At 69.2% G+C, this 26,898-nt stretch carries 26 protein-coding genes and 1 pseudogene; 23 read left to right on the top strand and 4 right to left on the bottom strand.

Annotated elements, in window-relative coordinates; translation table 11 throughout:
- The first annotated feature begins 397 nt into the window (after positions 1 to 397).
- From ACFY1L_RS48450 to ACFY1L_RS48420, 7 genes are all read left to right on the top strand, one after another.
- Positions 398 to 1,102, top strand: coding sequence for a hypothetical protein (locus ACFY1L_RS48450; protein WP_388840767.1), 705 nt, complete (start codon positions 398 to 400; stop codon positions 1,100 to 1,102).
- Positions 1,102 to 3,303 carry a glycosyltransferase gene (locus tag ACFY1L_RS48445; RefSeq protein ID WP_388840765.1) on the top strand — a complete coding sequence of 734 codons (2,202 nt, stop codon included), beginning with the start codon at positions 1,102 to 1,104 and terminating at the stop codon, positions 3,301 to 3,303. Before ACFY1L_RS48450 ends, ACFY1L_RS48445 begins: the two co-directional genes overlap by 1 nt.
- Positions 3,300 to 4,547 carry an acyltransferase gene (locus ACFY1L_RS48440; protein ID WP_388840762.1) on the top strand — a complete coding sequence of 416 codons (1,248 nt, stop codon included), beginning with the start codon at positions 3,300 to 3,302 and terminating at the stop codon, positions 4,545 to 4,547. The genes ACFY1L_RS48445 and ACFY1L_RS48440 overlap by 4 nt, the downstream gene beginning before the upstream one ends.
- Before the next feature lie 134 nt (positions 4,548 to 4,681).
- Complete coding sequence (locus ACFY1L_RS48435) at positions 4,682 to 5,263, top strand: hypothetical protein (protein ID WP_388840759.1); 582 nt, start codon at positions 4,682 to 4,684, stop codon at positions 5,261 to 5,263.
- Complete coding sequence (locus ACFY1L_RS48430; RefSeq protein WP_388840756.1) at positions 5,260 to 5,562, top strand: hypothetical protein; 303 nt, start codon at positions 5,260 to 5,262, stop codon at positions 5,560 to 5,562. The genes ACFY1L_RS48435 and ACFY1L_RS48430 overlap by 4 nt, the downstream gene beginning before the upstream one ends.
- Positions 5,559 to 6,950, top strand: a complete 1,392-nt coding sequence (locus ACFY1L_RS48425) for a hypothetical protein (RefSeq protein ID WP_388840753.1) — start codon at positions 5,559 to 5,561, stop codon at positions 6,948 to 6,950. Before ACFY1L_RS48430 ends, ACFY1L_RS48425 begins: the two co-directional genes overlap by 4 nt.
- 8 nt (positions 6,951 to 6,958) lie before the next feature.
- Positions 6,959 to 7,546: a hypothetical protein gene (locus tag ACFY1L_RS48420; RefSeq protein WP_388840751.1), complete on the top strand. Its 588-nt coding sequence runs from the start codon at positions 6,959 to 6,961 to the stop codon at positions 7,544 to 7,546.
- Here ACFY1L_RS48420 and ACFY1L_RS48415 read toward each other — a convergent pair.
- On the bottom strand, positions 7,529 to 8,029 hold the full coding sequence (locus ACFY1L_RS48415) for a hypothetical protein (RefSeq protein ID WP_388840748.1): 501 nt from the start codon (positions 8,027 to 8,029) through the stop codon (positions 7,529 to 7,531). The genes ACFY1L_RS48420 and ACFY1L_RS48415 overlap by 18 nt on opposite strands.
- A 99-nt stretch (positions 8,030 to 8,128) precedes the next feature.
- Positions 8,129 to 8,335, bottom strand: a complete 207-nt coding sequence (locus ACFY1L_RS48410; protein WP_388840941.1) for a hypothetical protein — start codon at positions 8,333 to 8,335, stop codon at positions 8,129 to 8,131.
- Positions 8,336 to 8,364: 29 nt separating this feature from the next.
- On the opposite strand from ACFY1L_RS48410, the pseudogene ACFY1L_RS48405 reads away from it, so the two are divergent.
- The 4 genes and pseudogenes from ACFY1L_RS48405 to ACFY1L_RS48390 form a co-directional block, all read left to right on the top strand.
- Positions 8,365 to 8,496: pseudogene (locus tag ACFY1L_RS48405) on the top strand (FG-GAP-like repeat-containing protein); the annotation flags it as partial.
- A gap of 25 nt (positions 8,497 to 8,521) precedes the next feature.
- Positions 8,522 to 8,653, top strand: coding sequence for a hypothetical protein (locus ACFY1L_RS48400; RefSeq protein ID WP_388840931.1), 132 nt, complete (start codon positions 8,522 to 8,524; stop codon positions 8,651 to 8,653).
- Between the two features lie 181 nt (positions 8,654 to 8,834).
- Positions 8,835 to 10,214 (top strand): nitrate/nitrite transporter, encoded by a 1,380-nt coding sequence (locus tag ACFY1L_RS48395; RefSeq protein WP_388840745.1) that lies wholly within the window; start codon positions 8,835 to 8,837, stop codon positions 10,212 to 10,214.
- Positions 10,215 to 10,330: 116 nt separating this feature from the next.
- Positions 10,331 to 11,491, top strand: coding sequence for a uroporphyrinogen-III synthase (locus ACFY1L_RS48390; protein WP_388840743.1), 1,161 nt, complete (start codon positions 10,331 to 10,333; stop codon positions 11,489 to 11,491).
- On the opposite strand, the gene ACFY1L_RS48385 is transcribed toward ACFY1L_RS48390, so the two are convergent.
- A complete protein-coding gene (locus ACFY1L_RS48385) occupies positions 11,440 to 11,967 on the bottom strand; it encodes a DUF1772 domain-containing protein (protein ID WP_388840740.1) in 528 nt (175 codons plus the stop codon). The two genes, ACFY1L_RS48390 and ACFY1L_RS48385, sit on opposite strands and share 52 nt — an antisense overlap.
- 179 nt (positions 11,968 to 12,146) lie before the next feature.
- Between ACFY1L_RS48385 and ACFY1L_RS48380 the strand changes: the two genes are divergently transcribed.
- The 6 genes from ACFY1L_RS48380 (at position 12,147) to ACFY1L_RS48355 (ending at position 19,211) form a co-directional block, all read left to right on the top strand.
- Entirely contained in the window at positions 12,147 to 12,743 is a 597-nt protein-coding gene (locus ACFY1L_RS48380) for a CGNR zinc finger domain-containing protein (protein ID WP_388840737.1), read from the top strand.
- A gap of 317 nt (positions 12,744 to 13,060) precedes the next feature.
- On the top strand, positions 13,061 to 13,582 hold the full coding sequence (locus ACFY1L_RS48375) for a sigma-70 family RNA polymerase sigma factor (RefSeq protein WP_010039908.1): 522 nt from the start codon (positions 13,061 to 13,063) through the stop codon (positions 13,580 to 13,582).
- A 47-nt stretch (positions 13,583 to 13,629) separates the two neighbouring features.
- Entirely contained in the window at positions 13,630 to 14,406 is a 777-nt protein-coding gene (locus ACFY1L_RS48370) for a zf-HC2 domain-containing protein (protein WP_388840734.1), read from the top strand.
- Positions 14,407 to 14,475: 69 nt separating this feature from the next.
- A complete protein-coding gene (locus tag ACFY1L_RS48365; protein ID WP_388840731.1) occupies positions 14,476 to 16,851 on the top strand; it encodes a HelD family protein in 2,376 nt (791 codons plus the stop codon).
- Between the two features lie 320 nt (positions 16,852 to 17,171).
- On the top strand, positions 17,172 to 18,584 hold the full coding sequence (locus tag ACFY1L_RS48360) for an NAD-dependent malic enzyme (RefSeq protein WP_388840728.1): 1,413 nt from the start codon (positions 17,172 to 17,174) through the stop codon (positions 18,582 to 18,584).
- Positions 18,585 to 18,929: 345 nt separating this feature from the next.
- Positions 18,930 to 19,211 carry an HU family DNA-binding protein gene (locus ACFY1L_RS48355; protein WP_007382399.1) on the top strand — a complete coding sequence of 94 codons (282 nt, stop codon included), beginning with the start codon at positions 18,930 to 18,932 and terminating at the stop codon, positions 19,209 to 19,211.
- Positions 19,212 to 19,315: 104 nt separating this feature from the next.
- Here ACFY1L_RS48355 and murA read toward each other — a convergent pair whose 3' ends face one another.
- A complete protein-coding gene (gene murA, locus ACFY1L_RS48350; RefSeq protein ID WP_388840725.1) occupies positions 19,316 to 20,656 on the bottom strand; it encodes a UDP-N-acetylglucosamine 1-carboxyvinyltransferase in 1,341 nt (446 codons plus the stop codon).
- Between the two features lie 251 nt (positions 20,657 to 20,907).
- Here murA and ACFY1L_RS48345 point away from each other — a divergent pair, with 251 nt between their 5' ends.
- From ACFY1L_RS48345 to ACFY1L_RS48320, 6 genes are all read left to right on the top strand, one after another.
- Complete coding sequence (locus ACFY1L_RS48345; RefSeq protein WP_361271104.1) at positions 20,908 to 21,480, top strand: YqgE/AlgH family protein; 573 nt, start codon at positions 20,908 to 20,910, stop codon at positions 21,478 to 21,480.
- Positions 21,481 to 21,510: 30 nt separating this feature from the next.
- Positions 21,511 to 21,795, top strand: coding sequence for a DUF3039 domain-containing protein (locus ACFY1L_RS48340; RefSeq protein ID WP_058925017.1), 285 nt, complete (start codon positions 21,511 to 21,513; stop codon positions 21,793 to 21,795).
- Between the two features lie 221 nt (positions 21,796 to 22,016).
- Entirely contained in the window at positions 22,017 to 23,312 is a 1,296-nt protein-coding gene (locus tag ACFY1L_RS48335; RefSeq protein ID WP_388840722.1) for an extracellular solute-binding protein, read from the top strand.
- A 4-nt stretch (positions 23,313 to 23,316) separates the two neighbouring features.
- Positions 23,317 to 24,204, top strand: coding sequence for a carbohydrate ABC transporter permease (locus tag ACFY1L_RS48330; protein ID WP_388840719.1), 888 nt, complete (start codon positions 23,317 to 23,319; stop codon positions 24,202 to 24,204).
- Positions 24,201 to 25,049: a carbohydrate ABC transporter permease gene (locus tag ACFY1L_RS48325; protein ID WP_388840716.1), complete on the top strand. Its 849-nt coding sequence runs from the start codon at positions 24,201 to 24,203 to the stop codon at positions 25,047 to 25,049. The genes ACFY1L_RS48330 and ACFY1L_RS48325 overlap by 4 nt, the downstream gene beginning before the upstream one ends.
- A 1-nt stretch (position 25,050) precedes the next feature.
- On the top strand, positions 25,051 to 26,691 hold the full coding sequence (locus ACFY1L_RS48320) for a beta-N-acetylhexosaminidase (RefSeq protein WP_388840713.1): 1,641 nt from the start codon (positions 25,051 to 25,053) through the stop codon (positions 26,689 to 26,691).
- Positions 26,692 to 26,898 lie beyond the last annotated feature (207 nt).

Below are 26,898 nucleotides of genomic sequence, written 5' to 3'. Positions count from 1 at the left end.
GTAAAGGGGGCGCTCGAGCCCGGTGGGGGCCGGGTTCGGTCGACGTTTGCTCGGGTCGTATGCGCACCCAGAACTGTCCCGTGGGGGGATGTGCGTGCGTGTGAAAAAGTGGCGGGAAGACACCCAACCGGAATGGCCCGAGATCCCATCAGGGGCTGAGGCCGTTGCGGCAACGGGGGAAGGCGAGTGGCCGGAGGCCACCCAGTCGTTTCCGGACACCAGACGAAGCGGAGTCCTGCGTGAGGGCTTCGACGGAGCCTCTCGTGGGGGCTTCGGCGATGCCGAGGAGACACAGGTTCTGAACGGTCGCCCTCGCGACCCCTGGGGCACATCGGGTGACCCGGCGCCCACTCATGTCCCGCACCGGAACGACTCGCACGAGCACGACCCGCACGAGGTGACCGTCCAACTCGACGCCGTCAGCCTGCAGCGGGACCTGCGCATGGGGCGGGCCGAGGGCGGGCCGGCCGGTGGTGCGGACGGCTCCGACGGGCCGGTGTTCGTCGACGAGTCGGGCCGCCGCAGCCGCCGCTTCCGCAGATTCGGTATCGCCGTCGGCCTCGCCTGTGCGGTCTACGCCGTCGTCATCGTCGTAACCCTGCTGTCCGGCAGTTCCGACGCGCCCTGGCTGCCCGTGCCGGGGCAGCAGGACGAGAAGCCGGCCGGGCAGGTCGAGCCCTCCTCGCTGCCCGCGGAGTCGGCGCAGCCCTCCGGCAGTGCCGGCGTCTCGCCCGGTTCGTCGCCGACCGCCGGTGACGGCAGCAGCCCGTCGCCGGACGCGAGCGGCATCGCGTCCGGCGCGTCCACCGGCTCCGCCGGATCGGGCGCGTCCACCGCCCCCGAGCCGACGGCGACCAAGTCGACGTCCAAGCCGGGCACCGGCGCGGTCGACCCGGACCCGACGCCCACGTCGGACCCGACGACGCCCGCCTCGCCCGACCCCAGCCCCAGCGGCAGCACGGTCGCGCCGACCGAGTCCCCGGTCGGAGACGGCGTCGGCACCGGCACGGTGGCCGACGGCCCGAGCAACCCCTCGCCCATCGCCGAGGAACGGGGTACGCCCGTCGCCTCGTCCGCAAGGTCCCCGGAGTACACCCTCTGATGGCATCCCGCACCCGCCGTCACGGGCCCGCGACCGGAGCCCGTGACGGCTCCCCGCGTCGCCGTCTGCCCATGCGTCTGCTGCTGCCCATGCTCGTCCTCGTCGCTCTCGTGGCGATGCTGATGCTGCGCGGGTACGTGCACAGCGAGATCCTGGCCGACCACCGCATCCAGCCCGAGGCGTCCGCCGACAAGGTGCCGGAGAAGATCCTGGACGGCGGCCCGGTCATCGACACCCGCAGCGGCCGCACCACCAGCCTGAAGGTGCCCGACCACCACCTGGTCCTCACCTTCGACGACGGTCCCGACCCGACCTGGACCCCCAAGGTCCTCGACGTACTGAAGAAGCACCACGCGCACGCGGTCTTCTTCGTCACGGGCACGATGACCTCCCGCTACCCGGACCTGGTCAGGCGGATGGTGGACGAGGGCCACGAGGTGGGCCTGCACACCTTCAACCACCCGGACCTCTCCTACCAGTCGAAGAAGCGGATCGACTGGGAGCTGTCCCAGAACCAGCTCGCGCTCAGCGGCGCGGCCGGCATCCGCACCTCGCTCTTCCGCCCGCCGTACTCCTCCTTCGCCGACGCCATGGACAACAAGTCCTGGCCGGTGACGGAGTACATCGGCACCCGCGGCTACATCACCGTCGTCAACAACACCGACAGCGAGGACTGGCAGAAGCCCGGCGTCGACCGGATCATCCGCAACGCCACCCCGCACGGCGGCAAGGGCGCCATCGTCCTGATGCACGACTCCGGCGGCGACCGGCACCAGACGGTCCAGGCGCTCGACCGGTTCCTGCCCCGACTCCAGGAGCAGGGCTACAAGTTCGACAACCTCACCGAGGCCCTGAGCGCGCCGAGTGCGCACACCGAGGTCGCCGGCGTCGACCTGTGGAAGGGCAGGGCGTGGATCTTCCTGGTCCGGGCCTCGGACGACATCACGGGCGTCATGGTCGCGGGCCTCGCGATCATCGGCGGCCTGGTCATCGGCCGCTTCGTGCTGATGCTCCTGCTGTCGGGAGCGCATGCGCGAAGGGTGCGGCGCCGGGACTTCAGCTGGGGCCCGCCGGTGACGGAACCGGTGTCGGTGCTCGTGCCCGCGTACAACGAGGCCAAGTGCATTGAGAACACGGTCCGTTCACTGATGGCGAGCGAGCACCCCATCGAGGTGATCGTCATCGACGACGGCTCGAGCGACGGTACGGCGCGGATCGTCGAGGCGATGGGCCTGCCGAACGTACGCGTGGTGCGCCAGCTGAACGCGGGCAAGCCCGCCGCCCTCAACCGCGGTCTGGCGAACGCCCGTTACGACATCATCGTGATGATGGACGGCGACACCGTCTTCGAACCGGCGACGGTACGGGAGCTGGTGCAGCCGTTCGGCGACCCGCGCGTGGGCGCCGTCGCCGGCAACGCCAAGGTCGGCAACCGGGACTCGCTGATCGGCGCCTGGCAGCACATCGAGTACGTGATGGGCTTCAACCTCGACCGCCGTATGTACGACATCCTGCGCTGCATGCCGACGATCCCGGGGGCCGTCGGAGCCTTCCGCCGCACGGCCCTGGAACGGGTCGGCGGCATGAGCGACGACACGCTCGCCGAGGACACCGACATCACCATGGCCATGCACCGGGACGGCTGGCGCGTGGTGTACGCCGAGAAGGCACGGGCCTGGACGGAGGCACCGGAGACGGTGCAACAGCTCTGGTCCCAGCGCTACCGCTGGTCGTACGGCACCATGCAGGCGATCTGGAAGCACCGCCGGGCGATCGTGGAGAAGGGCCCGTCGGGCCGCTTCGGCCGCGTGGGCCTCCCGCTGGTGTCGCTGTTCATGGTGCTGGCCCCGCTGCTGGCACCCCTGATCGACGTATTCCTGCTCTACGGAGTCGTGTTCGGCCCGACACAGAAGACGATCGTGGCCTGGCTGGGCGTACTGGCGATCCAGGCCGTGTGCGCGGCCTACGCCTTCCGCCTGGACCGCGAACGCATGACCCACCTCATCTCGCTGCCCCTGCAGCAGATCCTCTACCGCCAACTCATGTACGTCGTGCTGCTCCAGTCCTGGATCACGGCACTCACCGGCGGCCGCCTGCGCTGGCAGAAGCTGCGGCGCACGGGAGTCGTCGGGACGCCGGGAGGCGCGGTGCCGCGTCAGCGGACCCGCCAGAACAGCAGTGATCGGAGGCCCGTGGCATGACCCACGGATACACGACCGGGCAGCAGTTCTACGGGATCCCGCAGCAACCGTCGGCCGAGCCGACGCCTGCTCCTGCCCCGGCTCCTGCGGCTGTGCCGAAGAAGCCGGGCCGCGACCGCTACCTGGACATGCTGCGCTCGATCGCGCTCGTCCGAGTGGTCGTCTACCACCTCTTCGGCTGGGCATGGCTGACGGTCCTGTTCCCCTCCATGGGCGTGATGTTCGCGCTGGCGGGCTCGCTGATGGCGAGGTCGCTGAACCGCCCGGCGCCGAGCGTGATCAGGGGACGTGTACGCCGACTGCTGCCTCCGCTCTGGGCGTTCAGCGCGGTGGCGTTGGCGCTGATGTTCGCGGGCGGCTGGAACCCGGTGAAGGACCCGGACCACGGCGGCACTTGGGGCATCGTCGACCTGATCAACTACGTCGTCCCGATCGGCGCCCCGCCCTTCCCCTGGCACATCGGCTCCAAGTCGGGCCTGCTGGAGGACACCTGGGCGGTACAGGCGTGCGGACCGCTGTGGTACCTGCGGGCGTACCTGTGGTTCGTCGTCGCATCGCCTCTGCTGCTGTGGGCGTTCCGCCGTATGCCGTGGGCGACACTGCTCGCCCCCCTGGGCCTGACGGCGATCGTCGGTACGGGCCTGGTCTCGATCCCCGGCGAAACCGGCAACGCGGTCAGCGACTTCGCGGTGTACGGCGGCTGCTGGGTGCTGGGCTTCGCGCACCACGAGGGGGTGCTGCAGCGGATCCCGCGCTACGTCGCCGTCTCGTGCTCGGCGCTGCTGATGGCGTTCGGCCTGTGGTGGGCGTCGGGCCATCTGGGCCCGGACGGCTGGGACCTGAACGACATCCCGCTCGCGCAGGCGACCTGGTCGTTCGGTTTCGTGGTGATCCTTCTCCAGTACTCGCCGTCGTGGCAGGAGCTGCCCGGCCGCCTGGCGAAGTGGGACAAGCTGGTGACGCTCTCCAACAACCGCGCGGTCACCATCTACCTCTGGCACAACATGCTGATCATGGCGACGGTCCCGATCATCGACCAGGCGTACAACCTGCCGTTCATGCAGAGCGAGCGGGCGACGGCGGCGCTGGACTCGACGTACATGCTCTGGATGTTCTTCCTGGTGTGGCCGCTGATCGGCCTGACGATCCTGGCGTTCGGCTGGATCGAGGACATCGCGGCGAAGCGGAGCCCGCGGCTGTGGCCGAACGGGGCGAGGAAGGGCGGGGGACGTCGGAAGGCGTGACGGGATGATGTGAGCTCGGTGCAGCCCGGCTGTCGATCGCTAAGATGCGCGAGCCACGACGGGGGCAGGAGAACACATTGAGACAGGTGCCGGGCACAGAAACGTCCGAAAGAGCGTCCCACAGGGCGACCCCGGTGTTCGGGCTGATCACTCCCGAGGACTGGTACCGCATTCCGCTGCAGCCGCAGGACCGCCGTGAGGCGTCCGTGAGCGCACTGATCAAGCGGCAGTTCGCCGGCGTGGACGACCAGCCCGTCCTGCGCCGGAAGGCGGAGGAGCAACTTCGTGGCACCGCTCAGGCAGGGGTCGAGCAGGGCGGGGTGGTGCTGTACCTGTCGTTCCTCGAAGTGGGCGGCATCCCGCTGTCCGCCTCCCTGCTCGTCTCCCATCTGCAGCAGAAGTTCGACGGCCTCGACGCCGTCGCCGCGCTCGCCGGCTCGGGCGAGGTCGGCCTGGTCACACTGCCCGCGGCAGGGCGGGCGGCCCGACTGCTCCGGCGGCAGCGCACCAAGCAGTCACGGAAGCTGGGCTCCGAGTTCGAGGACACCGTCGTCGAGTACTTCGTACCGGTGCCGGACCGCGACGAGGTGCTGATGCTGACGTTCAGCACGCCGCTGGAACCGATCGCGGACGCCATGGTGGGACTGTTCGACGCCGTGGCCGAAACCCTGCGCTGGCAGCGCCCGGACGAGGAGACGAAGGGGGAGCAGGAGTGAGCGAGAAGCTCAAGGTCTCCACGGACGATCTGCACACGGCCGGGATCGGTCTGCGGACCGTCGCGACCGAGCTCGAAGGGCTCGACAAGCTCATGGACGCCTACGACCGCCGCACCGTCGGGCACCAGAAACTGCACGAGCGGCTGCAGGACTTCTCGGACGGTTGGGACGACAACCGCAAGAAGATGATCGAGGAGATCCAGGGGCTCGGGACCCTCGCTCACGAGGCGGGCAAGGCGTACAAGGAAGTCGACACCGCGCTGTACAACGCGCTCGTGGGCAAGGGGCAGAAGAAGTGACCAGGCCCGCGGACCACCGGTGGGAGGTGCTGGGGGAGAGCGGCGACCCGGTGCCCGGCGACGTCCACGACATGACGGCGCTCTCCCGCCGGTTCGAACTCACGGCGAAGACCATCTCCGACACCGCCGCGGCGCTGCGCCGGCTGGGGAACCTGGAGAGCTGGGACTCCAAGGCGGGCCGTGCCTTCGCCGAGAAGGCGACCGACACGGCGAAGACGGTGAGCAAGGCGCACGACCGCTACGCCGACGCCGGATCCGCCCTGAAGACGTACTACACCGAGCTCGAAACCATCCAGGGCGAGGCCGACAAGCTGCTGCACCAGGCGGAGACGAAGGCCGGCGAGCTGACGACGGCCAAGTCCAAGGCCGACCACCCGCCCAAGGACACCGACGACGCCGGGCAGAAGAAGCTCGACAAGAGCGTGACCGACCTCCAGGACGGGCTGGACGGACTGCGCGGACAGCTCTCCTCGCTGAAGACCCGTCACAAGGACGCGGGCGACAAGGCGGCCCGGGCCATCCACGACACGACGGAGAGCGACGGCCTCAACGACTCGTGGCTGGACGACCTGCGCGACACGTTGAACGCCGTCGCCGACATCGCGGGAGCCGTCGCCGCGGTCTGCGGAGTGCTGTCGCTGCTGGTCGGCTGGATCCCAGTGATCGGACAGGCCCTGGCCGGTGTGCTCGGCACCATCGCCCTGGTGGCGACGGCCGTCTCGCTGGTCTGCCACCTCCTGCTCGCCCTCAACGGCGACGGTTCCTGGGGCGATGTCGCGATGGACGTCCTCGGCCTTGCGACCTTCGGCATCGGACGCGTCTTCTCCTCGGGGGCCAAGCTCGCCGCCACCGTCGGACGCAGCAGGGTCTGGACCGCCGCGACGCAGTACGTCCGCGGCTGGAATCCGGGAATGTCCTCCGCGGCCCGGCGCGTGCTCGTCGAGTCGATGGTCGGGTCGCGGGCCGGAGCCACGTCCGCCGCGGCCCTGCCCGATGTGTCGGTGGCCGCGGCCTTCCGTGGGTTGCGCGGCTCCTTCGTGGACGACCTCGGCACCATCCGCGGCAACTGGCGGGACCTCTTCAAGTTCGGGGACAACCTGTCCGCGGCCCGGGACGCGTACACCGCGGCCGGTCCGCGCGGTCTGGCCAGCATGTACGTCGGGCCCGGCATGGTCGACGAACTCGGCCGTATCAAGAACATCGACCCGTCCGACCTGGGCTTCATCGGTACGCCGGACGCGTTCAAGCAGGCCATGACGTACAACTCGCTCGCGCTCGGTGGCACCGGGACGGGCGCGGCGTCCGACACCAACAGCTTCATCGGGCTGTTCGGCAGCGAACCGGAGATCGACGTCACCGGCTCCGACGCTTCCCTGGCCGGGAGGTGAGCGGCGACATGGAATCCACCGCGGACTGGACCGAATGCCGGGTGGCGCTGCCGCCTCTGCGGAACTGGCTGGTCCTGGACCTGGCGACCGAGGACCCCGAGGCCTGGGCCCGCGCCCTCGCCGACGAGCACCTCGACAGCGGGGCCCGAGCCGAGTGGCGTGAGGCCTTCGCCGGGGATCTGCTCTGGTACTGGGGCGCGGCGCGGCGGCAGGGCGCCCTGTGCGCGGCCCTGCTGGCGCCGGCCGACGGCGCGGTCATGGCCAGCTACACCGTGCGGGAGCTGAAGGTTCCGCCGGAGTCCTTGAGCGTGGCGGCGTTCCGGGCCGAGGCGGCGGGTGCGGAGGGGCCGTTCTTCGGAGAGCAGGACCTCGACGAGGTGGACCTCCCCCTCGGACCGGCACTGCGCGTCCACCGGCTGGAACCCACGGCCCCCGAGTCCGACGGCGGCGGAGTCCTGGAGGGGGTGGCCCACTACGTCCTGCCGAGCCACCACCCCACGGCGCTGGAGTGCCGGCTCCTGTGGTCGACGCTGGGCTTCGGCGAGGAACTGGAGAAGGTCGCGGACGAGCTGGCGGAGTCACTCAGGCTGACGTGAACCCAGCCCGAGCCTCTCCCGGGGGATCATGGCCAGCGGCATCCAGCTGAACCCGACGGCGAACACGGCGACGACGGTCGTGACCCCCTTGGGGAGAATCCACCCGATCTGGGCCACGACCACCGCGAGGACCAGCACGTACACATCGAAGGCCAGCAGGGCGAGCAGCTTCCGTCCGGCCGCCCTGGCGCCCACCCGCGGTGTCTGCTCGGAGCCCTTCACCATGCCGAACAGCAGCACCGGCAGCATCAGCCCGAGGGTCCCGCCGACCGCGATCCCCCCGATCACCAGGGCGTTCTGCCCGTCATCGGGGACCACCGAGGACAGCGGCGCCACGTCGGCCGCGTCGAGGAGCAGCGCCACCGCCGCGAAGGCGCCGAGCACCGTGGTCGCCAGAACGACGATCAGCCCCAGGGCAAAAGCGATATTCCCGGCAAGGGAACGCTGCACCTTCGAGCGCTCGGGTCTCGACTCGGCGGACATGGGCTCTCCCATTCCTGTGTGGGGTCCGGTAGAGGATAACGGGGCCCAAGTCGAGCGCGACGCGCGACAGCCATGCCCCGGTCGGAGGGCACGACCAGCTCACCGGCTCGCGTCATCCTTTCCGCGCCGCCGGTTCGTGAGGACGTACCAGAGCGGGAGCGGGACACAGAAGAAGACCGCCGCACCGAGCAGATACCAGCCCCCGCCCGCGATGGTGACGGCCCAGGCGAGGGCGGCGACGAAGACGACCAGGGCCGCAGTCAGCGTCCACAGAAGGGCGCGGGCCGGCCACCGGCCGGCAGTCACCCCGCGCCCTCGCCACCGCCGACCTCGACGGCGACGGCAACGCCGACCTGGTCGTGGCCCAGCAGGGCACCAGCCCCGTACGCGTCCTGCTCGGCAACGGCGACGGCACCTTCGCGGCCGCCACCACCTACACCACCGACTCCCTCCCCGTCGCCGTATAGGGGAGGGAGCGAAAAGCTCTCGCCGCTGACCACTCTCACCGTCGACGGTGCGTACGCCGCCTCCGTCGCCGATCTCGACCAGGACGGCACCGCGGACATCGCCGTCGCGGCCGGCGGGGCCGGGCAGGTCGTCGCCTTCACAGGCAGCTGCCCGTAACAAGGAGCCCTTCGTAACGTACCGGCGCAAGACCTCTCATCCGGCCTGCGGGCCGGGTGAGAGCAAAGTTCCTTCGCGGTCACCCAGTGCCACAGACCGGAAACGCTGCCTCCCTACCTTCGGGACTCATACCGCTCAGCACCCCAAGTACCACCGAGCCCCGGAGCACCGTGGAGGCGTCATGACAGCCCCTAGCACAGCCCCCGCACCAAGCAGGGGAGGCCGCTGGATCCAGCAGTGGGATCCCGAGGACGAGAACTTCTGGAAGGAGACCGGAGAGAAGGTCGCCAAGCGGAACCTCTTCTTCTCCGTCCTCTCCGAGCACATCGGGTTCTCGATCTGGACCCTGTGGTCCGTGCTGGTGCTCTTCATGGGCCCGGAGTACGGGCTCACCCCGGCCGACAAGTTCCTGCTGACGTCCATGGTGACGCTGGTCGGCGCCGTCGTCCGCGTCCCCTACACCTTCGCCGTCGCCATCTTCGGCGGGCGGAACTGGACGATCATCTCGGCCGGCCTCCTGCTCATCCCGACGGTCGCCGCCTTCGCGGTGATGAAGCCGGGGACCTCCTTCTCCACCTTCTTGGTGGTCGGCCTGCTGGCCGGCATCGGCGGCGGCAACTTCGCCTCCTCGATGACCAACATCAACGCCTTCTTCCCGCTGAGGAAGAAGGGATGGGCGCTCGGGCTCAACGCCGGTGGCGGCAACATCGGTGTCCCGGTCATCCAGCTGATCGCGCTCGCGATCATCGGCGCGAGCGGCGGCCCGCGGGTGCTGCTCGGCATCTACATCCCGCTGATCGTCGTCGCCGCCGTCCTCGCCGCGCTCTACATGGACAATCTCGCGTCCGTGAAGAACGACACCGGTGCCGCCAAGGACGCCGCGAAGGACGGGCACACCTGGATCATGTCGTTCCTCTACATCGGGACGTTCGGATCGTTCATCGGCTACGCCTTCGCGTTCGGCCAGGTGCTCCAGGTCCAGTTCGGGCGTACGCCGCTGCAGGCCGCGTACCTCACCTTTATCGGCCCGCTGCTCGGCTCCCTGATCCGTCCGCTGGGCGGCTGGCTCGCCGACAAGTACGGCGGCGCGAAGATCACCCTCTACAACTACATCGGCATGGCCGCCGCGACCGGTGCCCTGGTCTTCGCCAGCATGCAGAAGTCGCTGCCGCTGTTCGTCTCCGTCTTCGTGGTGCTCTTCGTCCTGAGCGGCCTCGGCAACGGCTCGACGTTCAAGATGATCCCCGGCATCTTCCAGGCCAAGGCCGTCGCCAAGGGACTCGAGGGTGAGGAGGCTGCCGCCTACGGCCGCCGTCTCTCCGGTGCCTCCATGGGCCTCATCGGCGCGGTGGGCGCGCTCGGCGGTGTCGGCATCAACCTCGCCTTCCGCCAGTCCTTCCTCACCAACGGCTCCGGCACCGGCGCCTTCGTCACCTTCCTCGTCTACTACGCCCTCTGCTTCGGAGTGACCTGGGCCGTATACCTTCGCCGCTCGGCCTCCGTGACCAAGACCACGGCTGCCGCAGAGGCAAAGCCCCAGCTCAGCTACGCCGAGGTGTGACGTAACACCGGCGACATCAAGCCGAACCGAGCCTGTCACGCACCGTTGACAGGCTCGTTCGGCATGTAGTTACCGCACTACTGCATGTACGACGACTCGAGTTCGGGACGAGAGCCATGTACGACGAACAGCAGCGACCAGAACCGGGCCGGCACGGCCCCCTGGCCGGATTCACCGTGGGCGTGACCGCCGCCCGTCGGGCCGACGAGCTGGGCGCGCTGCTGCAGCGACGGGGAGCCGCCGTCCTGCATGCACCCGCCCTGCGCATCGTGCCGCTCTCCGACGACAGCGAACTGCTGGCGGCGACGAAGGACCTGATCGACCAGGCGCCGGACGTCGTGGTGGCCACCACCGCGATCGGCTTCCGGGGGTGGGTCGAGGCCGCCGACGGGTGGGGGCTCGGCGAGCCGCTGCTCGACCGGTTGCGCCAGGTGGAGCTGCTCGCGCGCGGCCCCAAGGTCAAGGGCGCGATACGGGCCGCCGGGCTGACCGAGGAGTGGTCGCCGTCGAGCGAGTCCATGGCCGAGGTGCTCGACCGGCTCCTCGAGGAGGGCGTCGACGGGCGCCGTATCGCCGTACAGCTGCACGGCGAGCCGCTGCCCGGGTTCGTGGAGTCGCTGCGGGCCGCCGGCGGGGAGGTCGTCGGGGTGCCCGTGTACCGGTGGATGCCGCCGGAGGACATCGGGCCGGTGGACCGGCTGCTGGACGCCGCCGTCTCCCGGGGCCTGGACGCACTCACCTTCACGAGCGCGCCGGCCGCGGCATCCCTTCTCAACCGGGCCGAGGAGCGCGGGCTGCTGCCCGAGCTGCTCGCCGCCCTCCACCACGACGTGTTGCCGGCCTGTGTCGGGCCGGTCACCGCGCTGCCGCTGCAGGCGCACGGCGTGGACACGGTCCAGCCGGAGCGGTTCCGGCTCGGTCCCCTCGTACAGCTGCTCTGCCAGGAGCTTCCGGGCCGGGCGCGCTCCCTGCCCATTGCCGGGCACCGCGTCGAGATCCGCGGCCATGCGGTCCTCGTCGACGGCGACCTCAAGCCCGTACCGCCCGCCGGGATGTCGCTGCTGCGCGCGCTGTCCCGGCGGCCGGGATGGGTGGTGGCCCGGGCGGAGCTGCTGCGTGCACTGCCGGGTGCCGGCCGCGACGAGCACGCGGTGGAGACCGCGATGGCCCGGCTGCGGACGGCACTCGGGGCGCCGAAGCTGATCCAGACGGTGGTCAAGAGGGGCTACCGGCTGGCCTTGGACCCGGCCGCCGACGCCAAGTACGCGGACGCCTGACGGCCGCGGCCGTACAGCACCAGCGCCCGCGCCAGGCAGGCCAGCGCCACGGTCGACAGCACCGCCCGTACGACGTTCCATGCCACCCACGGATCCTCGAAGTGCTCCCGGGCCGCCGACGGATCCGCGGCGGTGGCCAGGTCGTTGTTGAGCGGGATGTTGAAGGCGACCGTGGTCAGGAAGCCGAGCGCGTACGCCGCGAGGGCCGCCCACACCCACCACCGGTACGGCTGCCCGCGCAGCTGCCACGCGGACAGCGCCGTCAGCAGCAGCGCGCCGATGAAGCTGAGGAAGAACACCGGGTTCTGGATCACGTCGTTGATGTCCTGCATGACCTCGACGTAGACCCGGTCGTCGCTGCGGGTCAGCGCCGGCATGATGCAGCAGGCGAAGATGTAGAAGACCCCGGCGATCAGGCCCATGGCGACCGTGGCCGCACCCAGTACGAATCCCGTGCTCTTGCTGTGGGTTGTCATGCCTTCCAGTCAACGGACGGCGCCCCGCCCGGAACATCGCCGAGAAGCGCACCCGCATAAGCGGCCGTCCACCCCGACCTGCCCCGCCGGTACGAGGTCTTCCGGCCGCGCGAGCGGGCAGGCACTGTAAGAGGGAACGGTTCCCCAGCCCCTGGTAACCCCTAGGCGGTGACAGGCACATGGCACTGGGTACGGCCACGGCCCCCTACGAGCTGCGGTTCGACGCCGGGCGGATCTGCCTGGATCTCCTCGCGACCACGCACCCCGAGGAACGGTTCGACTCCCTCGACGTGCTGTCCGCCTGGATCGTGGGGGCCGGGCTGGTGCCGGCGGATACGTCGCTGGCCCACGCCGACGCGTCGTGGCTGGTCGGGTTCCGTGAACTGCGGGGGCAGGTCGGGCAGTTGGTGCACGGCGGGCTCACGGCCGTACTCAGGCCGTCGTACGACATCGCGCTCGCCCACGTGAACGAGACCGCCCAGGTCGCACCTCCCGCCCCGCGTGCGGTGCGCGGTGCGGACGGCGCGCTCGTGCGGGAGCTGGACGGGCCGCCCCAGTGCGCGGCGCTGCTCGGGGCCATCGCCAGGGATGCCGTGGAGCTCCTCACCGATCCGGTCGCGCGGGCGAGTCTGCGGCAGTGCGAGGGGGACAACTGCCCGATCGTTTATGTGGATTCATCCCGGGGACGCAGGAGGCGCTGGTGCTCCAGTGAGGTCTGTGGGAACCGCGAAAGAGTGGCCCGGCACCGACGACGGGCGGCTCTGGCGAGAGCCTGACGTCCGGTATGCGGCTTATGTGAACCGGCTGTCGAAGTGATTTCGATTACACACCGTTTACCTCACCCGCCACTCGGGAAGCGGTTGCGATCTCGCCAATGTGGCGGAAATGTAAAGATCGCACGGGGGGAATGTGCACCCATGTCCCCCTCGTCACGTCACCCCGAAGAAAACTGTCATCTCACTTTGAACATGACCCAGCCCACATCCGTACCCGTGGACGAGCGACCGACTGGGGGAACCCCCGGACATCGGAGGTGGGCGTGCGCAAGGATTCCGTCGTGGCCAATGAACGTGGATCGAGGGCCCGACATCGCATGTCCCAGCCCTCGGAACCGGATGAGGAGCTGATGCGTGCTCTGTATCGAGAGCACGCCGGACCCCTCCTTGCGTACGTACTCCGGCTGGTCGCCGGAGACCGACAGCGAGCCGAGGACGTGGTCCAGGAGACGCTTATCCGTGCCTGGAAGAACGCCGGTCAGCTCAATCGAGCGACCGGATCGGTACGCCCCTGGCTGGTGACGGTCGCGCGCCGCATCGTCATCGACGGCCACCGCAGCCGGCAGGCCCGGCCGCAGGAGGTCGATCCGTCGCCGCTGGAGGTCATCCCCGCGGAGGACGAGATCGACAAGGCGCTGTGGCTGATGACGTTGTCGGACGCGCTCGACGACCTGACCCCGGCCCACCGGGAGGTGCTCGTCGAGACGTACTTCAAGGGGCGTACCGTCAACGAGGCGGCCGAGACGCTGGGCATTCCCAGTGGCACGGTGCGGTCTCGGGTGTTCTATGCCCTGCGGTCGATGAAGCTGGCACTGGAGGAGCGGGGGGTGACGGCGTGATGAGTGTTTACGGGGGAAACCAGGGATTCGGCACAGGTGGGTCGGGTATGTCTGGACCCATGATGGGATCACCGGGCCCGAGCGAGCACGAGACGGTCGGCGCCTACGCTCTCGGCATCCTCGACGACGCCGAGGCGACCCGCTTCGAGATGCACCTCGCCACCTGCGAATGGTGCGCCCAGCAGCTCGACGAGCTGGCCGGGATGGAACCGATGCTGGCCGCGCTCGCGGACCTGCCCGGTTCCGGTACGCCCGCCATCGGTGAGTCCCTGTCCGCCAGGCCCAGCCCGCGCCTCGCGGAGAAGCTGGTCGACGAGGTCGCCGAGCGCCGTGCCATGAAGCGGCGCAAGGGCTTCTACCTGGTGGCGGCCGCGGCCGCGCTGATCATCGGCGGTCCGCTGACCGTCATGGCGGTGAACGGCGGCAGCGACTCCGGCGGCAAGACCGGCACCCCGCTGGCGGCCGGCGCCAAGGCGGCCTTCGGCACGATCGACGACAAGGTGACGGGGACCGACTCCTCCACCAAGGTCAAGGCGACCGTGGCGATGGAGCAGAAGGACTGGGGCACCTGGGGCGTCGTCGAGCTCAGCAACGTCAAGGGCCCGCTGAAGTGCTCACTGATCGCGGTGGGCAAGAACGGCGAGCGCGAGACGATGTCGACCTGGGCGGTCCCGAAGTGGGGCTACGGCATCCCGAACGGCAAGACCGCGGAGTCCAAGGAGCCCCTCTACGCCCAGGGCGGCGCGGCCTTCAAGCCCAACGAGATCGACCACTTCGAGGTCATGACCTTCGAGGGCAAGAAGCTCGTTGAGGTAGAGGCGTAGCTTTCGTAGCTTTGCCGGGTCCCCTTCGCGTACGGTTGACGGCTGCCCAGCACGTCAGAAGGGGGCCCGGTGGCCGCTCAGGCTCAACAATCTGCGGTCGGCTCGGTTCGCGACGTACACGATTCTGTACGGGACCGGGAGATCAGCGTCGAACAGGAACATCTGGACCGGGTGTACCGGCGCCTCGAGGAGAAGATCCACGAGGCGGAGTTCCTGATGAACGACGCGGCCAAGCGAGGCCAGGTAGGCACGCCCGGCGCGCTCGCCGAGCGGGACGCACAGGTCTTCCGGGCCGGCGTCCATCTCAACCGCCTCAACAACGAGTTCGAGGACTTCCTCTTCGGCCGGATCGACCTCCTCCTCGGGAAGGACGGCAAGAAGGGGCCCGACGGCGCCTACACGGCCGTGGAGGCTGCCGAGGGTGCGGTGCGGGACGACAACACCGCCGACATCGCCGAGACCCTGCACATCGGGCGCATCGGCGTACTGGACTCCGAGTACGCGCCGCTGGTCATCGACTGGCGGGCGCCCGCGGCCGCCCCCTTCTACCGCTCCACCCCGGTCGATCCGGGGCGGGTGGTGCGCCGCCGGGTCATCCGGTCCAAGGGCCGCAGGGTGCTGGGCGTCGAGGACGACCTGATGCGCCCCGAGCTCACGGCCTTCCTCGACGGCGACGAGCTGCCCGTCATCGGCGACGGCGCCCTGATGGCCGCCCTCGGCCAGGCCCGCAGCCACACCATGCGGGACATCGTCGCCTCCATCCAGGCCGAACAGGACCTGGTCATCCGCGCCCCCGCCGCCTCGGTGACGTACGTCGAGGGCGGCCCGGGGACGGGCAAGACGGCCGTGGCTCTGCACCGGGCGGCGTATCTGCTGTACCAGGACCGGCGGCGTTATGCGGGCGGCATCCTGATCGTCTCCCCGACGCCCCTCCTCGTCGCGTACACCGAGGGCGTGCTGCCGTCGCTGGGCGAGGAGGGCCAGGTCGCCATCCGCGCGATCGGCTCGCTTGTCGACGGGGCGGAGGCCACGCTGTACGACTCTCCGGCCACCGCCCGCGCCAAGGGCTCGTACCGCATGCTCAAGGTGCTGCGGAAGGCGGCGCGGGGCGCACTGGAGCTGAACGACTCGCCGCAGCGGCTGCGCGTCGTCGCCTTCGGGCGCCGCCTGGAGCTGGAGGCCGACGCGCTGGAACGTATCCGCCGCAACGCCCTCGGGGGCACGGCCCCGGTGAACCTCCTGCGTCCGCGCGCCCGCAAGCTGCTCCTCGACGCCCTCTGGGAGCAATCGGGCTCCGCGGGCCGCCACACCGACCCGGAGCTCGCCGCCGAACTCCGCTCCTCCTTCGACGAGGACATCACGTCGGAGGACTCCTTCATCGAGTTCCTGAACGCCTGGTGGCCCGAGCTGACGCCGAAGGCCGTTCTGGAGGCCATGGCCGACGAGCGGCGGCTCGGCCGCTGGGCCCGTCGGATCCTCAACCCCGGCGAGGTCCGCCGCGTCGCCCGCTCGCTGCGCCGCGACGGCCACTCCGTGCACGACATCGCCATGCTCGACGAGCTCCAGTCGATCCTCGGCACCCCGGTCCGCCCGAAGAAGAAGCGCGAGCTGGACCCGCTCGACCAGCTGACCGGCCTCGAGGAGCTGATGCCGGTCCGCGAGGAGTCGCAGCGCGAGCGCGCCGAGCGGCTCGCCCAGGAGCGCACCGAGTACGCCCACGTCATCGTCGACGAGGCCCAGGACCTCACGCCGATGCAGTGGCGCATGGTCGGCCGCCGCGGCCGGCACGCCACCTGGACCGTCGTCGGCGACCCGGCCCAGTCCTCCTGGTCCGACCCCGACGAGGCGGCCGAGGCGAGGGACGAGGCCCTGGGTACCCGCCCCCGGCGCCGCTTCCAGCTGACCGTCAACTACCGCAACCCGGCGGAGATCGCCGAGCTGGCGGCGAAGATCCTCGCCCTCGCCATGCCCGGCTCCGAGTCCCCGTCGGCCGTACGGTCGACCGGCGTCGAGCCCCGTTTTGTGACAACGAACAATGGGCGCAGTGTGACAACGAACAATGGGCGCAGTGTGACAACGAACAATGGGCGCGGCACGGACGGACGGGACTCCCTCGCCAAGACCGTCCGCGAGGAGGCCGCCCGCCTCCTCGACCGGGTCGACGGCACCGTCGGCGTCGTCGTCGCCATGCAGCGCCGGGAGGAGGCCGCCCGCTGGCTCGCCGGGCTCGGCGACCGGGTGGTGGCGCTCGGCAGCCTGGAGGCGAAGGGCCTGGAGTACGACGCGACGGTCGTCGTCTCGCCCGCGGAGATCGCGGACGAGTCCCCGGCCGGCCTGCGCGTGCTGTACGTCGCCCTCACCCGCGCGACCCAGCAGCTGACGATCGTCTCGGCGGACCGCGACGAACCGGACGTGAACGGAGTTCCCGACCTGCTCAGGGACTGATCCGGGGCCGACCGGATTAGAAGCGGATGAACTCTCGGTACGGGAATGGCCTTACGGGATCCGTTTGTTAGCCTGGGTGTGGCACCGGCCCGATCCAAGCCCCCGGGCCCAACCTTCGTCGCTACGAGCGACCACTTGCCGCGAGGCGAGCATGGCGGGCCGGTGCCACTTGACCTGGAAGAGGTCCGCGCCATTCATGGCGCGGACCTCTTTTTGCTGTGAACAAAACGATCGCAATCCAAGGTGGCTAACGCCTACTCGGCAGTAGGTGCGACCATCGGACGGCATACCAGCGTCAAAGGTGAAAGAGGAAGTCGGCCATGGCAACGGCGCCCAGCGTCTCCTACTCGATGACGGTCCGGCTGGAGGTGCCCGCGAGCGGAACCGCGGTCTCCCAGCTCACCGGAGCCGTCGAGTCCCACGGAGGCTCGGTCACCGGCCTCGACGTCACCGCCTCCGGGCACGAGAAGCTCCGCATCGACGTCACCATCGCGGCCACCTCCACCTCGCACGCCGACGAGATCGTCGAGCAGCTGCGCGGCATCGAGGGCGTCACGCTCGGCAAGGTCTCCGACCGTACGTTCCTGATGCACCTCGGCGGCAAGATCGAGATGCAGTCCAAGCACCCCATCCGCAACCGTGACGATCTCTCGATGATCTACACGCCGGGTGTGGCCCGCGTCTGCATGGCGATCGCCGAGAACCCCGAGGACGCCCGCCGCCTCACCATCAAGCGCAACTCCGTTGCGGTCGTGACGGACGGCTCCGCGGTGCTGGGCCTCGGCAACATCGGCCCGAAGGCCGCCCTGCCGGTCATGGAGGGCAAGGCGGCCCTCTTCAAGCGGTTCGCCGGCATCGACGCCTGGCCGCTGTGCCTGGACACCCAGGACACCGACGCGATCGTCGAGATCGTCAAGGCGATCGCCCCGGGCTTCGCCGGCATCAACCTCGAGGACATCTCCGCGCCCCGCTGCTTCGAGATCGAGGCGCGGCTGCGCGAGGCCCTCGACATCCCCGTCTTCCACGACGACCAGCACGGCACCGCGATCGTCGTCCTCGCCGCCCTGAAGAACGCACTTCGCGTCACCGGCAAGGCAATTGAGAACATCCGGGTCGTCATGTCCGGTGCCGGCGCGGCCGGTACGGCCATCCTCAAGCTGCTGCTCGCGGCGGGCGTCAAGAACGCCGTCGTCGCCGACATCCACGGTGTCGTGCACGCCGGCCGCGAGGACCTGCGCGAGGCCGCCGCGGACTCCCCGCTGCGCTGGATCGCCGACAACACCAACCCCGAGGGCCTGACCGGCACGCTGAAGGAAGCGGTGCGCGGCGCCGACGTCTTCATCGGCGTCTCGGCGCCCAACGTGCTGGACGGCGCCGACGTGGCGGCCATGGCCGAGGGCGCGATCGTGTTCGCGCTCGCGAACCCCGACCCCGAGGTCGACCCGGCAATCGCCCGTCAGACGGCGGCCGTTGTGGCCACCGGCCGCTCCGACTTCCCGAACCAGATCAACAACGTGCTGGTCTTCCCAGGTGTCTTCCGCGGTCTGCTGGACGCTCAGTCCCGCACGGTCAACACGGACATGATGCTTGCGGCCGCGACCGCCCTCTCGGACGTGGTGACCGAGGACGAGCTGAACCCGAACTACATCATCCCGAGCGTCTTCAACGACAAGGTCGCGGGCGCGGTGGCCGGTGCGGTGCGCGAGGCGGCGAAGGCGGCGACGGCCTCGTAGGGTCATTCGCACGGCCGTGTGCGTAGGCTGTGAGTATCACCACGGCAAGGCCTTGCATCGGCGCGTCGTGGAACCGGGCCCTCCTGGCCGACGTTTATCGTGTCGGCCAGGCTCAGACCCTCTCTTCGTGTGACTCCCAAGGGTGTTCTCACGACTCCTACGGGTGCCGGATTGGCTTTCGCGCCGCAGGTAGGGGCAGGATGCGTCCCTGGGCGCGAGGGTCCGACGACGGACCCGGGTCCGGGGCCTCTCGGAGGAACCTGGCAGCATCGACTTCGCTGTGCCCAATATGCGGCTCCGCCGCGTGGCACGCCTCAACGGCAAGAAGAACACGGGAGTAACAACATGAACCGCAGTGAGCTGGTGGCCGCGCTGGCCGACCGCGCCGAGGTGACCCGCAAGGACGCCGACGCCGTTCTGGCCGCGTTCGCCGAGACCGTCGGTGAGATCGTCGCCAAGGGCGACGAGAAGGTCACCATCCCCGGCTTCCTGACCTTCGAGCGCACCCACCGTGCCGCTCGCACCGCGCGCAACCCGCAGACCGGCGACCCGATCCAGATCCCCGCCGGCTACAGCGTCAAGGTTTCGGCGGGCTCCAAGCTCAAGGAAGCCGCCAAGGGCAAGTAAGCCTGACGGTACGTCGGGGACGACGTACGAGGCTTGGCAACAACGCGAATGGGGCGGCACCCGGACTTCCGGGTGCCGCCCCATCGTCGTACGCGATGAAGGGGTTAGCCGAGCGCCTTGCCCGGCAGTTCGACCTTCGCGCCCAGCTCCACGAGCTTCTCCATGAAGTTTTCGTAGCCACGGTTGATGAGGTCGATGCCGTGGACGCGGGACGTGCCCTGGGCCGCCAGGGCGGCGATCAGGTACGAGAAGCCGCCGCGGAGGTCGGGGATGACCAGGTCGGCGCCCTGGAGCTTCGTCGGGCCCGACACGACGGCCGAGTGGAGGAAGTTGCGCTGGCCGAAGCGGCAGTCCGAGCCGCCCAGGCACTCGCGGTACAGCTGGATGTGAGCACCCATCTGGTTCAGCGCGGAGGTGAAGCCGAGGCGGGACTCGTAGACCGTCTCGTGAATGATCGAGAGGCCGGTGGCCTGCGTCAGGGCGACGACGAGCGGCTGCTGCCAGTCCGTCTGGAAGCCCGGGTGCACGTCCGTCTCGAGCGCGATGGACTTCAACTGGCCGCCGGGGTGCCAGAAGCGGATGCCCTTGTCGTCGATCTCGAAGGCACCGCCCACCTTCCGGTAGGTGTTCAGGAACGTCATCATCGAGCGCTGCTGGGCGCCGTGGACGTAGATGTTGCCCTCGGTCGCCAGCGCCGCGGACGCCCAGGAGGCGGCCTCCAGACGGTCCGGCAGGGCGCGGTGGTTGTAGCCGCCGAGGCTGTCCACACCGGTGATGCGGATGGTGCGGTCGGTGTCCATCGCGATGATGGCGCCCATCTTCTGCAGGACGCAGATCAGGTCCTCGATCTCCGGCTCGACGGCCGCGTTCGAGAGTTCCGTGACGCCCTCCGCCAACACCGCGGTCAGCAGCACCTGCTCGGTCGCGCCGACGGACGGGTACGGCAACCGGATCTTCGTGCCGCGCAGCCGCTGCGGGGCCTCCAGGTACTGCCCGTCCGCGCGCTTCTCGATCCGCGCGCCGAACTGCCGCAGCACCTCGAAGTGGAAGTCGATCGGCCGGCCGCCGATGTCGCAGCCGCCGAGACCCGGGATGAAGGCGTGCCCGAGGCGGTGCAGCAGCGGACCGCAGAAGAGGATCGGGATGCGGCTCGAGCCCGCGTGGGCATCGATGTCGGCGACGTTCGCGCTCTCGACGTGCGAGGGGTCCATCACCAGCTCGCCCGGCTCCTCACCCGGACGGACCGTCACCCCGTGCAGCTGCAGCAGGCCGCGTACGACACGGACGTCACGGATGTCCGGAACGTTGCGCAGTCGACTCGGTTCACTGCCCAGCAGGGCGGCGACCATTGCCTTCGGTACGAGGTTCTTCGCACCGCGGACACGGATCTCGCCCTCAAGCGGGGTTCCGCCGTGGACAAGCAGGACATCGTCGTTGACGGTCATGTATCTCGCGTTCCGATGAGTGGGGCAGGGCCAGAAGGGAAAGGGTAATCGCCGCCCACCCCCCTTCAGTAAGCCCAAGGACCGCCCAGGTACGTCATAGCTGTGTCACAACACGAACTGTTCCCTGTCGGGCACATGGGGTCACCGTCGCGGTTGTGCGCCTGGGACGCCCCATTCGGCCCTGAGCTGCAATCACCCCCGAACCCCCATTGCCTCCCCAGATGAAGGGAAGATGCGGGATCATGTCTGGCATGACCGAGGTGTCCTCGCTCACAGGGCGGTTGCTCGTGGCAACGCCCGCCCTGGCGGACCCGAACTTCGACCGTGCGGTGGTGCTCCTTCTCGACCACGACGAGGAGGGCTCCCTCGGTGTCGTCCTCAACCGTCCGACCCCGGTGGACGTCGGCGACATCCTGGAGGGCTGGGCGGACCTCGCGGGCGAACCCGGTGTCGTCTTCCAGGGCGGCCCGGTGTCCCTGGACTCGGCCCTGGGGGTCGCCGTCATCCCGGGCGGCGCGACGCTCGACGCGGCACCGCTGGGCTGGCGAAGAGTGCACGGCGCGATCGGTCTGGTCGACCTGGAAGCCCCGCCCGAGCTGCTCGCCTCGGCCCTCGGCAGCCTGAGGATCTTCGCCGGATACGCCGGCTGGGGGCCCGGCCAGCTGGAGGACGAGCTGGTCGAGGGTGCCTGGTACGTCGTCGAGTCGGAGCCCGGCGACGTCTCCTCGCCGTCGCCGGAAAGACTCTGGCGCGAGGTCCTGCGCCGTCAGCGCAACGAGCTCGCGATGGTGGCCACCTACCCGGACGACCCTTCGCTCAACTGATGCGTGTGAGCTTCAGTACCCTTGGAATTTATGAGCACTCTTGAGCCCGAGCGCGGGACTGGTACGGGGACCCTCGTAGAGCCGACGCCGCAGGTGTCCCACGGCGACGGCGACCACGAGCGCTTCGCCCACTACGTCCAGAAGGACAAGATCATGGCGAGCGCCCTCGACGGGACCCCCGTCGTGGCGCTGTGCGGCAAGGTGTGGGTACCGGGCCGCGACCCGAAGAAGTACCCCGTCTGTCCCATGTGCAAGGAGATCTACGACTCCATGGGCGCCGGCGGCGGCGACAAGGGCAAGGGCGGCGACAAGTAGCAGCCCTGCCCGCAGTCTGAGTTCCGCGAGGCCCTCGGGGCGCGTTTCGGCGCGCTCCGAGGGCCTTTGTGCTGTTTGCCGTTGCATGGAGTGCGTCGGCCGGTCACGAAGTGGTTGAGACCTCTTGTGGGCATGTTCATGTAGTCCCTAGGCTCCGACGCGTTGTGCAGAGCGAAACCGCCATTGCATATGTTGCAACGCACGCTCGGAGGAACTCCCCGATGAAGCTCCCCTCACGACTCGCCGTACTTCTTTCGGCGGCCGCCGTCGTCACCGCCTGCGCCCCCCAGACCTCCTCCAACTCCTCCTCCGAGAAGGACGAGAAGAGCGGCACCCTGCGGGTCTGGCTCTTCCAGGAGGTCGGCAACAAGCCCAAGGAGAAGGCTGTCGACTCCGTCGTCGCCGCCTTCGAGAAGGCCCACAAGGGCGCCAAGGTCGACGTCGAGTACATCCCGATCGACACTCGCGCCCAGCGCGTCAAGGCCGCCTTCAACGACCCGAAGTCCGCGCCCGACGTCATGGAGTACGGCAACACCGACACCGCCGGTTATGTGAAGGACGGCGGACTCCTCGACGTCACCAAGGAGTTCGGCGCCTGGAGCGAGGCCAAGGACACCGACCCCACGGCCAAGCAGTCGGTCACCGTCGACGGCAAGATCTACGGCTCCCCGTTCTATGTCGGCGTCCGCGCCCTGTACTACCGGACGGACGTGTTCAAGGAGCTGGGCCTCCAGCCGCCGAAGACCATGGATGAGCTGGCCTCCACGGCCCGCAAGATCCGGGCCGCAAAGCCCGACCTGTACGGGCTCGTCGTGGGCGGTGCGTACACGTACGGCGCGATGCCGTTCGTGTGGGCCAACGGGGGCGAACTGGCCACCGGGAAGGGCGGCTCGTACGCCTCCGCCATCGACTCCACGGCCGCGCAGAAGGGCATCAAGGCGTACACCTCGCTGTTCGGCGACGACAACTGTCCGGCCGCCAAGTGCGCGGGCATGGGCGGCAACGACACGATCACCGCGTTCGCGGCCGGCAAGGCGGGCATGGCGATCGGCGGCGACTTCAGCCACACGGCGGTCGAGGCCGGGAAGGTGAAGGGCGAGTACGCGGTCGTACCACTGCCGGGTGTGACATCCGGCTCGATCGCTCCCGCGTTCGCGGGCGGCAACAACATCGGTGTCCTCAAGAGCACGTCGCATCGCACGCTCGCCGTCGACCTGATGGAGCAGCTCACCTCGAAGAAGACACAGGCCTCGATGTTCGGCGCGATGGGCTTCCTGCCGACGTTCGCCGATGTACGGCAACAGGCGGCCGCGAAGGCGCCGTACGTGAAGCCGTTCGCGCAGACCCTGGCCGCGGGCACGAAGTTCGTACCGGCCTCGCCCGCGTGGTCGCAGATCGACTCCCAGCTGGTGCTGCCGACGATGCTGCAGGAGGTCATCAGCGGCAAGAAGGACGTGGACGCTGCCTCGAAGGAAGCGGCGAAGAAGATGAACGCCGCGTTCAGCTCCTTGGGTTGAGCCCGTGAACCTCCGTACCAACCTCCGCCGGACCCCCTGGCTCTACCTCGCCCCGGCCCTCGTCGTCCTCGGTGGGCTGCTCGTCTATCCGATCTACCAGCTGGGCCTGATCTCGTTCTTCCAGTACACGCAGGCCCAGGTCAGCGGGGGCGAACCGACCAGCTTCAAGGGGTTCGGCAACTACTCGGCGCTGTTCTCCGACGGCGAGTTCTGGCAGGTGCTGCTGGCGACGGTGGTGTTCGCGGCGGCCTGTGTCGTGTCGACGCTCGCCGTCGGATGCGCGCTCGCCGTACTGCTCACGCGCGTGCGTGCCCTGCCGCGGCTGGTGCTGATGCTGGCCGCGCTGGGGGCGTGGGCGACGCCGGCGGTCACCGGGTCCACGGTCTGGCTGTTCCTCTTCGACCCGGACTTCGGGCCGGTGAACCGGATCCTGGGGATGGGCGACTACTCGTGGACGTACGGCCGCTTCAGCGCCTTCTTCCTCGTGCTGCTCGAAGTGGTGTGGTGCTCCTTCCCGTTCGTGATGGTCACGGTGTACGCCGGTATCCGTGCCGTTCCGAGTGAAGTGCTGGAGGCCGCCGCGCTGGACGGCGCCTCGCAGTGGCGCATCTGGCGGTCCGTGCTCGCGCCGATGCTGCGGCCGATCCTGACCGTCGTCACCATTCAGTCGGTCATCTGGGACTTCAAGGTCTTCACGCAGATCTACGTCATGACGAACGGCGGCGGCATCGCGGGCCAGAACCTGGTCCTCAACGTCTACGCCTACCAGCAGGCGTTCGCGTCCTCGCAGTACAGCCTCGGCTCGGCTATCGGCATCGTGATGCTGCTGATCCTGCTCGCCGTGACGCTGGTGTACCTGCGGCTGCTGCGGCGGCAGGGGGAGGAGCTGTGAATCTTCCAGCACGCGCGCGTGTGCGGCGACCGTGGCGGCTGGCGGCGGAGGCCTCGGCCCTGCTGATCGCGGTCGTCGTCGCCTTCCCCCTGTACTGGATGGTGCTGAGCGCCTTCAAACCGGCCGGCGAGATCGAGTCGGCACACCCCAGACCGTGGACTTCCGCGCCCTCGCTGGATTCCTTCCGGCGCGTGTTCGAGCAGCAGGATTTCGGTCGGTATTTCGTCAACAGCCTTGTCGTGGCGGGCAGTGTCGTCATCATCTCGGCACTGATCGCGTTTCTCGCGGCGACCGCCGTGACGCGATTCCGCTTCCGCTTCCGGACCACCCTGCTGATCATGTTTCTGGTGGCCCAGATGGTGCCCGTGGAGGCGCTCACGATCCCCTTGTTCTTCCTCATGCGGGACTTCGGCCTGCTGAACACACTGGGCTCGCTGATCCTGCCGCACATCGCCTTCTCGCTGCCGTTCGCGATCTGGATGCTGCGGGGGTTTGTGAAGGCGGTCCCGGAGGCCCTGGAGGAGGCCGCGTACATCGACGGGGCGAGCCGGGCGCGATTCCTGTGGCGGATTCTGTTCCCGCTCGTGTTCCCGGGGCTGGTGGCCACGAGCGTGTTTTCCTTCATCTCGGCCTGGAACGACTTCCTGTTCGCCAAGTCCTTCATCATCAGCGACACTTCGCAGTCGACCCTGCCGATGGCGTTGCTGGTGTTCTTCAAGCCGGACGAGCCGGACTGGGGAGGCGTGATGGCGGCCTCCACGGTGATGACGCTTCCGGTGCTGGTGTTCTTCGTACTCGTACAGCGACGGCTGGTCTCCGGCCTCGGCGGAGCGGTAAAGGACTGACGTGACCGAACTGATTCCGGCACCCCGCCGTGTTGTCGCCGGCTCCGGCGAGGTGCGGCTGACGGTGCACTCCCGGCTCTACGCCGGCACCGGGGCGGAGGGCGTCGGCCACTGGCTGCGCACCGTCCTGTGGCAGGCCACCGGCCTGCCGCTGCGTGAGGGGCGGGAACTCGACGACACCGACATCGACGGCATCGGGCTGCAGCTCGATCCCGGACTCGGCCCCGAGGAGTACCGCCTCGTCAGCGACTCGTCCGGCGTCCTCATCGAGGGCGGCAGCGCGGCCGGTGTCTTCTGGGGCGCCCAGACCCTGCGGCAGCTCCTCGGCCCCGACGCGTACCGAAAGGCTCCGCTCGGCCGCGACCGCACCTGGGCCGTACCGCACGTCACGATCGAGGACGCCCCCCGCTTCCGCTGGCGCGGCCTCATGCTCGACGTCGCCCGGCACTTCACGCCCAAGGAAGGCGTCCTGCGCCACCTCGACCTGATGGCCGCGCACAAACTCAACGTCTTCCACTTCCACTTGACGGACGACCAGGGCTGGCGCGTCGAGATCAAGAGGTACCCCCGGCTCACCGAGGTCGGCTCATGGCGGGCGCGCACGAAATTCGGCCACCGGGCCTCACCGCTGTGGGAGGAGAAGCCGCACGGTGGCTTCTACACCCAGGACGACATCCGGGAGATCGTCGCCTACGCCGCCGAGCGGCATATCACCGTCGTCCCGGAAATCGACGTACCGGGACACTCGCAGGCCGCCATCGCCGCGTACCCGGAACTCGGCAACACCGACGTCATCACTGCATCCATCGAGGGGGGCACTTCCCTCTCCGTCTGGGACAACTGGGGGATCTCCGCCAACGTACTCGCCCCCACTGACAACACCCTGCGCTTCTACGAGGGGGTGTTCGAGGAACTCCTCGACCTGTTCCCGTCGGACTTCATTCACGTCGGCGGTGACGAATGCCTCAAGGACCAGTGGCGGCAGTCGCCCACCGCACAGGCCCGCATCGCGGAACTCGGGCTCGCGGACGAGGACGAGTTGCAGGCGTGGTTCATCGGACACTTCGACAAGTGGCTTGCCGCGCGCGGGCGCAGGCTCATCGGCTGGGACGAGATCCTCGAGGGCGGCCTCGCCGAAGGCGCGGCCGTGTCCTCGTGGCGCGGTTACGCGGGCGGCATCGCGGCGGCCCGGGCCGGTCACGACGTCGTCATGTGCCCCGAGCAGCAGGTCTACCTGGACCACCGCCAGGACCCCGGCGCGGACGAACCGGTGCCCATCGGCTACGTCCGCACCCTGGAGGACGTCTATCGCTTCGAGCCCGTTCCACCGGAGTTGACCCCCGAGGAGGCCGGGCATGTGCTCGGCGCCCAGGCCAACGTGTGGACCGAGGTGATGGAGGACCCCGCGCGCGTGGACTACCAGACCTACCCGAGGCTGACGGCCTTCGCCGAGGTGGCCTGGAGTTCCCTGCCGGCCCCGGCGGAACGGGACTTCGCCGGCTTCGAGCGCCGGATGGCCGTCCACTACCGCCGACTTGACGCCCTGGGGGTGGCCTACCGGCCGCCGAGCGGACCGCTGCCGTGGCAGAAGCGCCCCGGCGTGCTCGGGCGTCCGATCGACGGGGCGCCGCCGAACAGGTAGGCGGGCTCCCCGAACAGGCAAGGCAATAAACGTCGCAAGCATCACCGAAGAGTGGCAATTCGCACGCACCGGCAATGCCGTACGAAAACGGACCATCTCGCTGGTGAGGCGGGCGAATGCCGCCTAGCGGACCCTGTTCTTCGGCCCCTGCGAAGATGTGCCAGAGTTGCCACGTCCGCCCTGTCAGCACGTACCGTACGGCAGCAA

Origin of the sequence: Streptomyces sp. NPDC001663 (genome assembly GCF_042893105.1) — a bacterium.
Taxonomy (GTDB): Bacteria; Actinomycetota; Actinomycetes; order Streptomycetales; family Streptomycetaceae; genus Streptomyces.
This window is presented reverse-complemented; position numbering and strand designations above follow the sequence as displayed.

Coding starts and splice junctions, on each gene's coding strand:
- ACFY1L_RS48445 (WP_388840765.1), top strand. CDS start 1,102: ATGGCATCCCGCACCCGCCGTCACGGGCCCGCGACCGGAGCCCGTGAC.
- ACFY1L_RS48440 (WP_388840762.1), top strand. CDS start 3,300: ATGACCCACGGATACACGACCGGGCAGCAGTTCTACGGGATCCCGCAG.
- ACFY1L_RS48420 (WP_388840751.1), top strand. CDS start 6,959: ATGGAATCCACCGCGGACTGGACCGAATGCCGGGTGGCGCTGCCGCCT.
- ACFY1L_RS48415 (WP_388840748.1), bottom strand. CDS start 8,029: ATGTCCGCCGAGTCGAGACCCGAGCGCTCGAAGGTGCAGCGTTCCCTT.
- ACFY1L_RS48395 (WP_388840745.1), top strand. CDS start 8,835: ATGACAGCCCCTAGCACAGCCCCCGCACCAAGCAGGGGAGGCCGCTGG.
- ACFY1L_RS48390 (WP_388840743.1), top strand. CDS start 10,331: ATGTACGACGAACAGCAGCGACCAGAACCGGGCCGGCACGGCCCCCTG.
- ACFY1L_RS48385 (WP_388840740.1), bottom strand. CDS start 11,967: ATGACAACCCACAGCAAGAGCACGGGATTCGTACTGGGTGCGGCCACG.
- ACFY1L_RS48380 (WP_388840737.1), top strand. CDS start 12,147: ATGGCACTGGGTACGGCCACGGCCCCCTACGAGCTGCGGTTCGACGCC.
- ACFY1L_RS48375 (WP_010039908.1), top strand. CDS start 13,061: ATGTCCCAGCCCTCGGAACCGGATGAGGAGCTGATGCGTGCTCTGTAT.
- ACFY1L_RS48370 (WP_388840734.1), top strand. CDS start 13,630: ATGTCTGGACCCATGATGGGATCACCGGGCCCGAGCGAGCACGAGACG.
- ACFY1L_RS48360 (WP_388840728.1), top strand. CDS start 17,172: ATGGCAACGGCGCCCAGCGTCTCCTACTCGATGACGGTCCGGCTGGAG.
- ACFY1L_RS48355 (WP_007382399.1), top strand. CDS start 18,930: ATGAACCGCAGTGAGCTGGTGGCCGCGCTGGCCGACCGCGCCGAGGTG.
- murA (WP_388840725.1), bottom strand. CDS start 20,656: ATGACCGTCAACGACGATGTCCTGCTTGTCCACGGCGGAACCCCGCTT.
- ACFY1L_RS48345 (WP_361271104.1), top strand. CDS start 20,908: ATGACCGAGGTGTCCTCGCTCACAGGGCGGTTGCTCGTGGCAACGCCC.
- ACFY1L_RS48340 (WP_058925017.1), top strand. CDS start 21,511: ATGAGCACTCTTGAGCCCGAGCGCGGGACTGGTACGGGGACCCTCGTA.
- ACFY1L_RS48335 (WP_388840722.1), top strand. CDS start 22,017: ATGAAGCTCCCCTCACGACTCGCCGTACTTCTTTCGGCGGCCGCCGTC.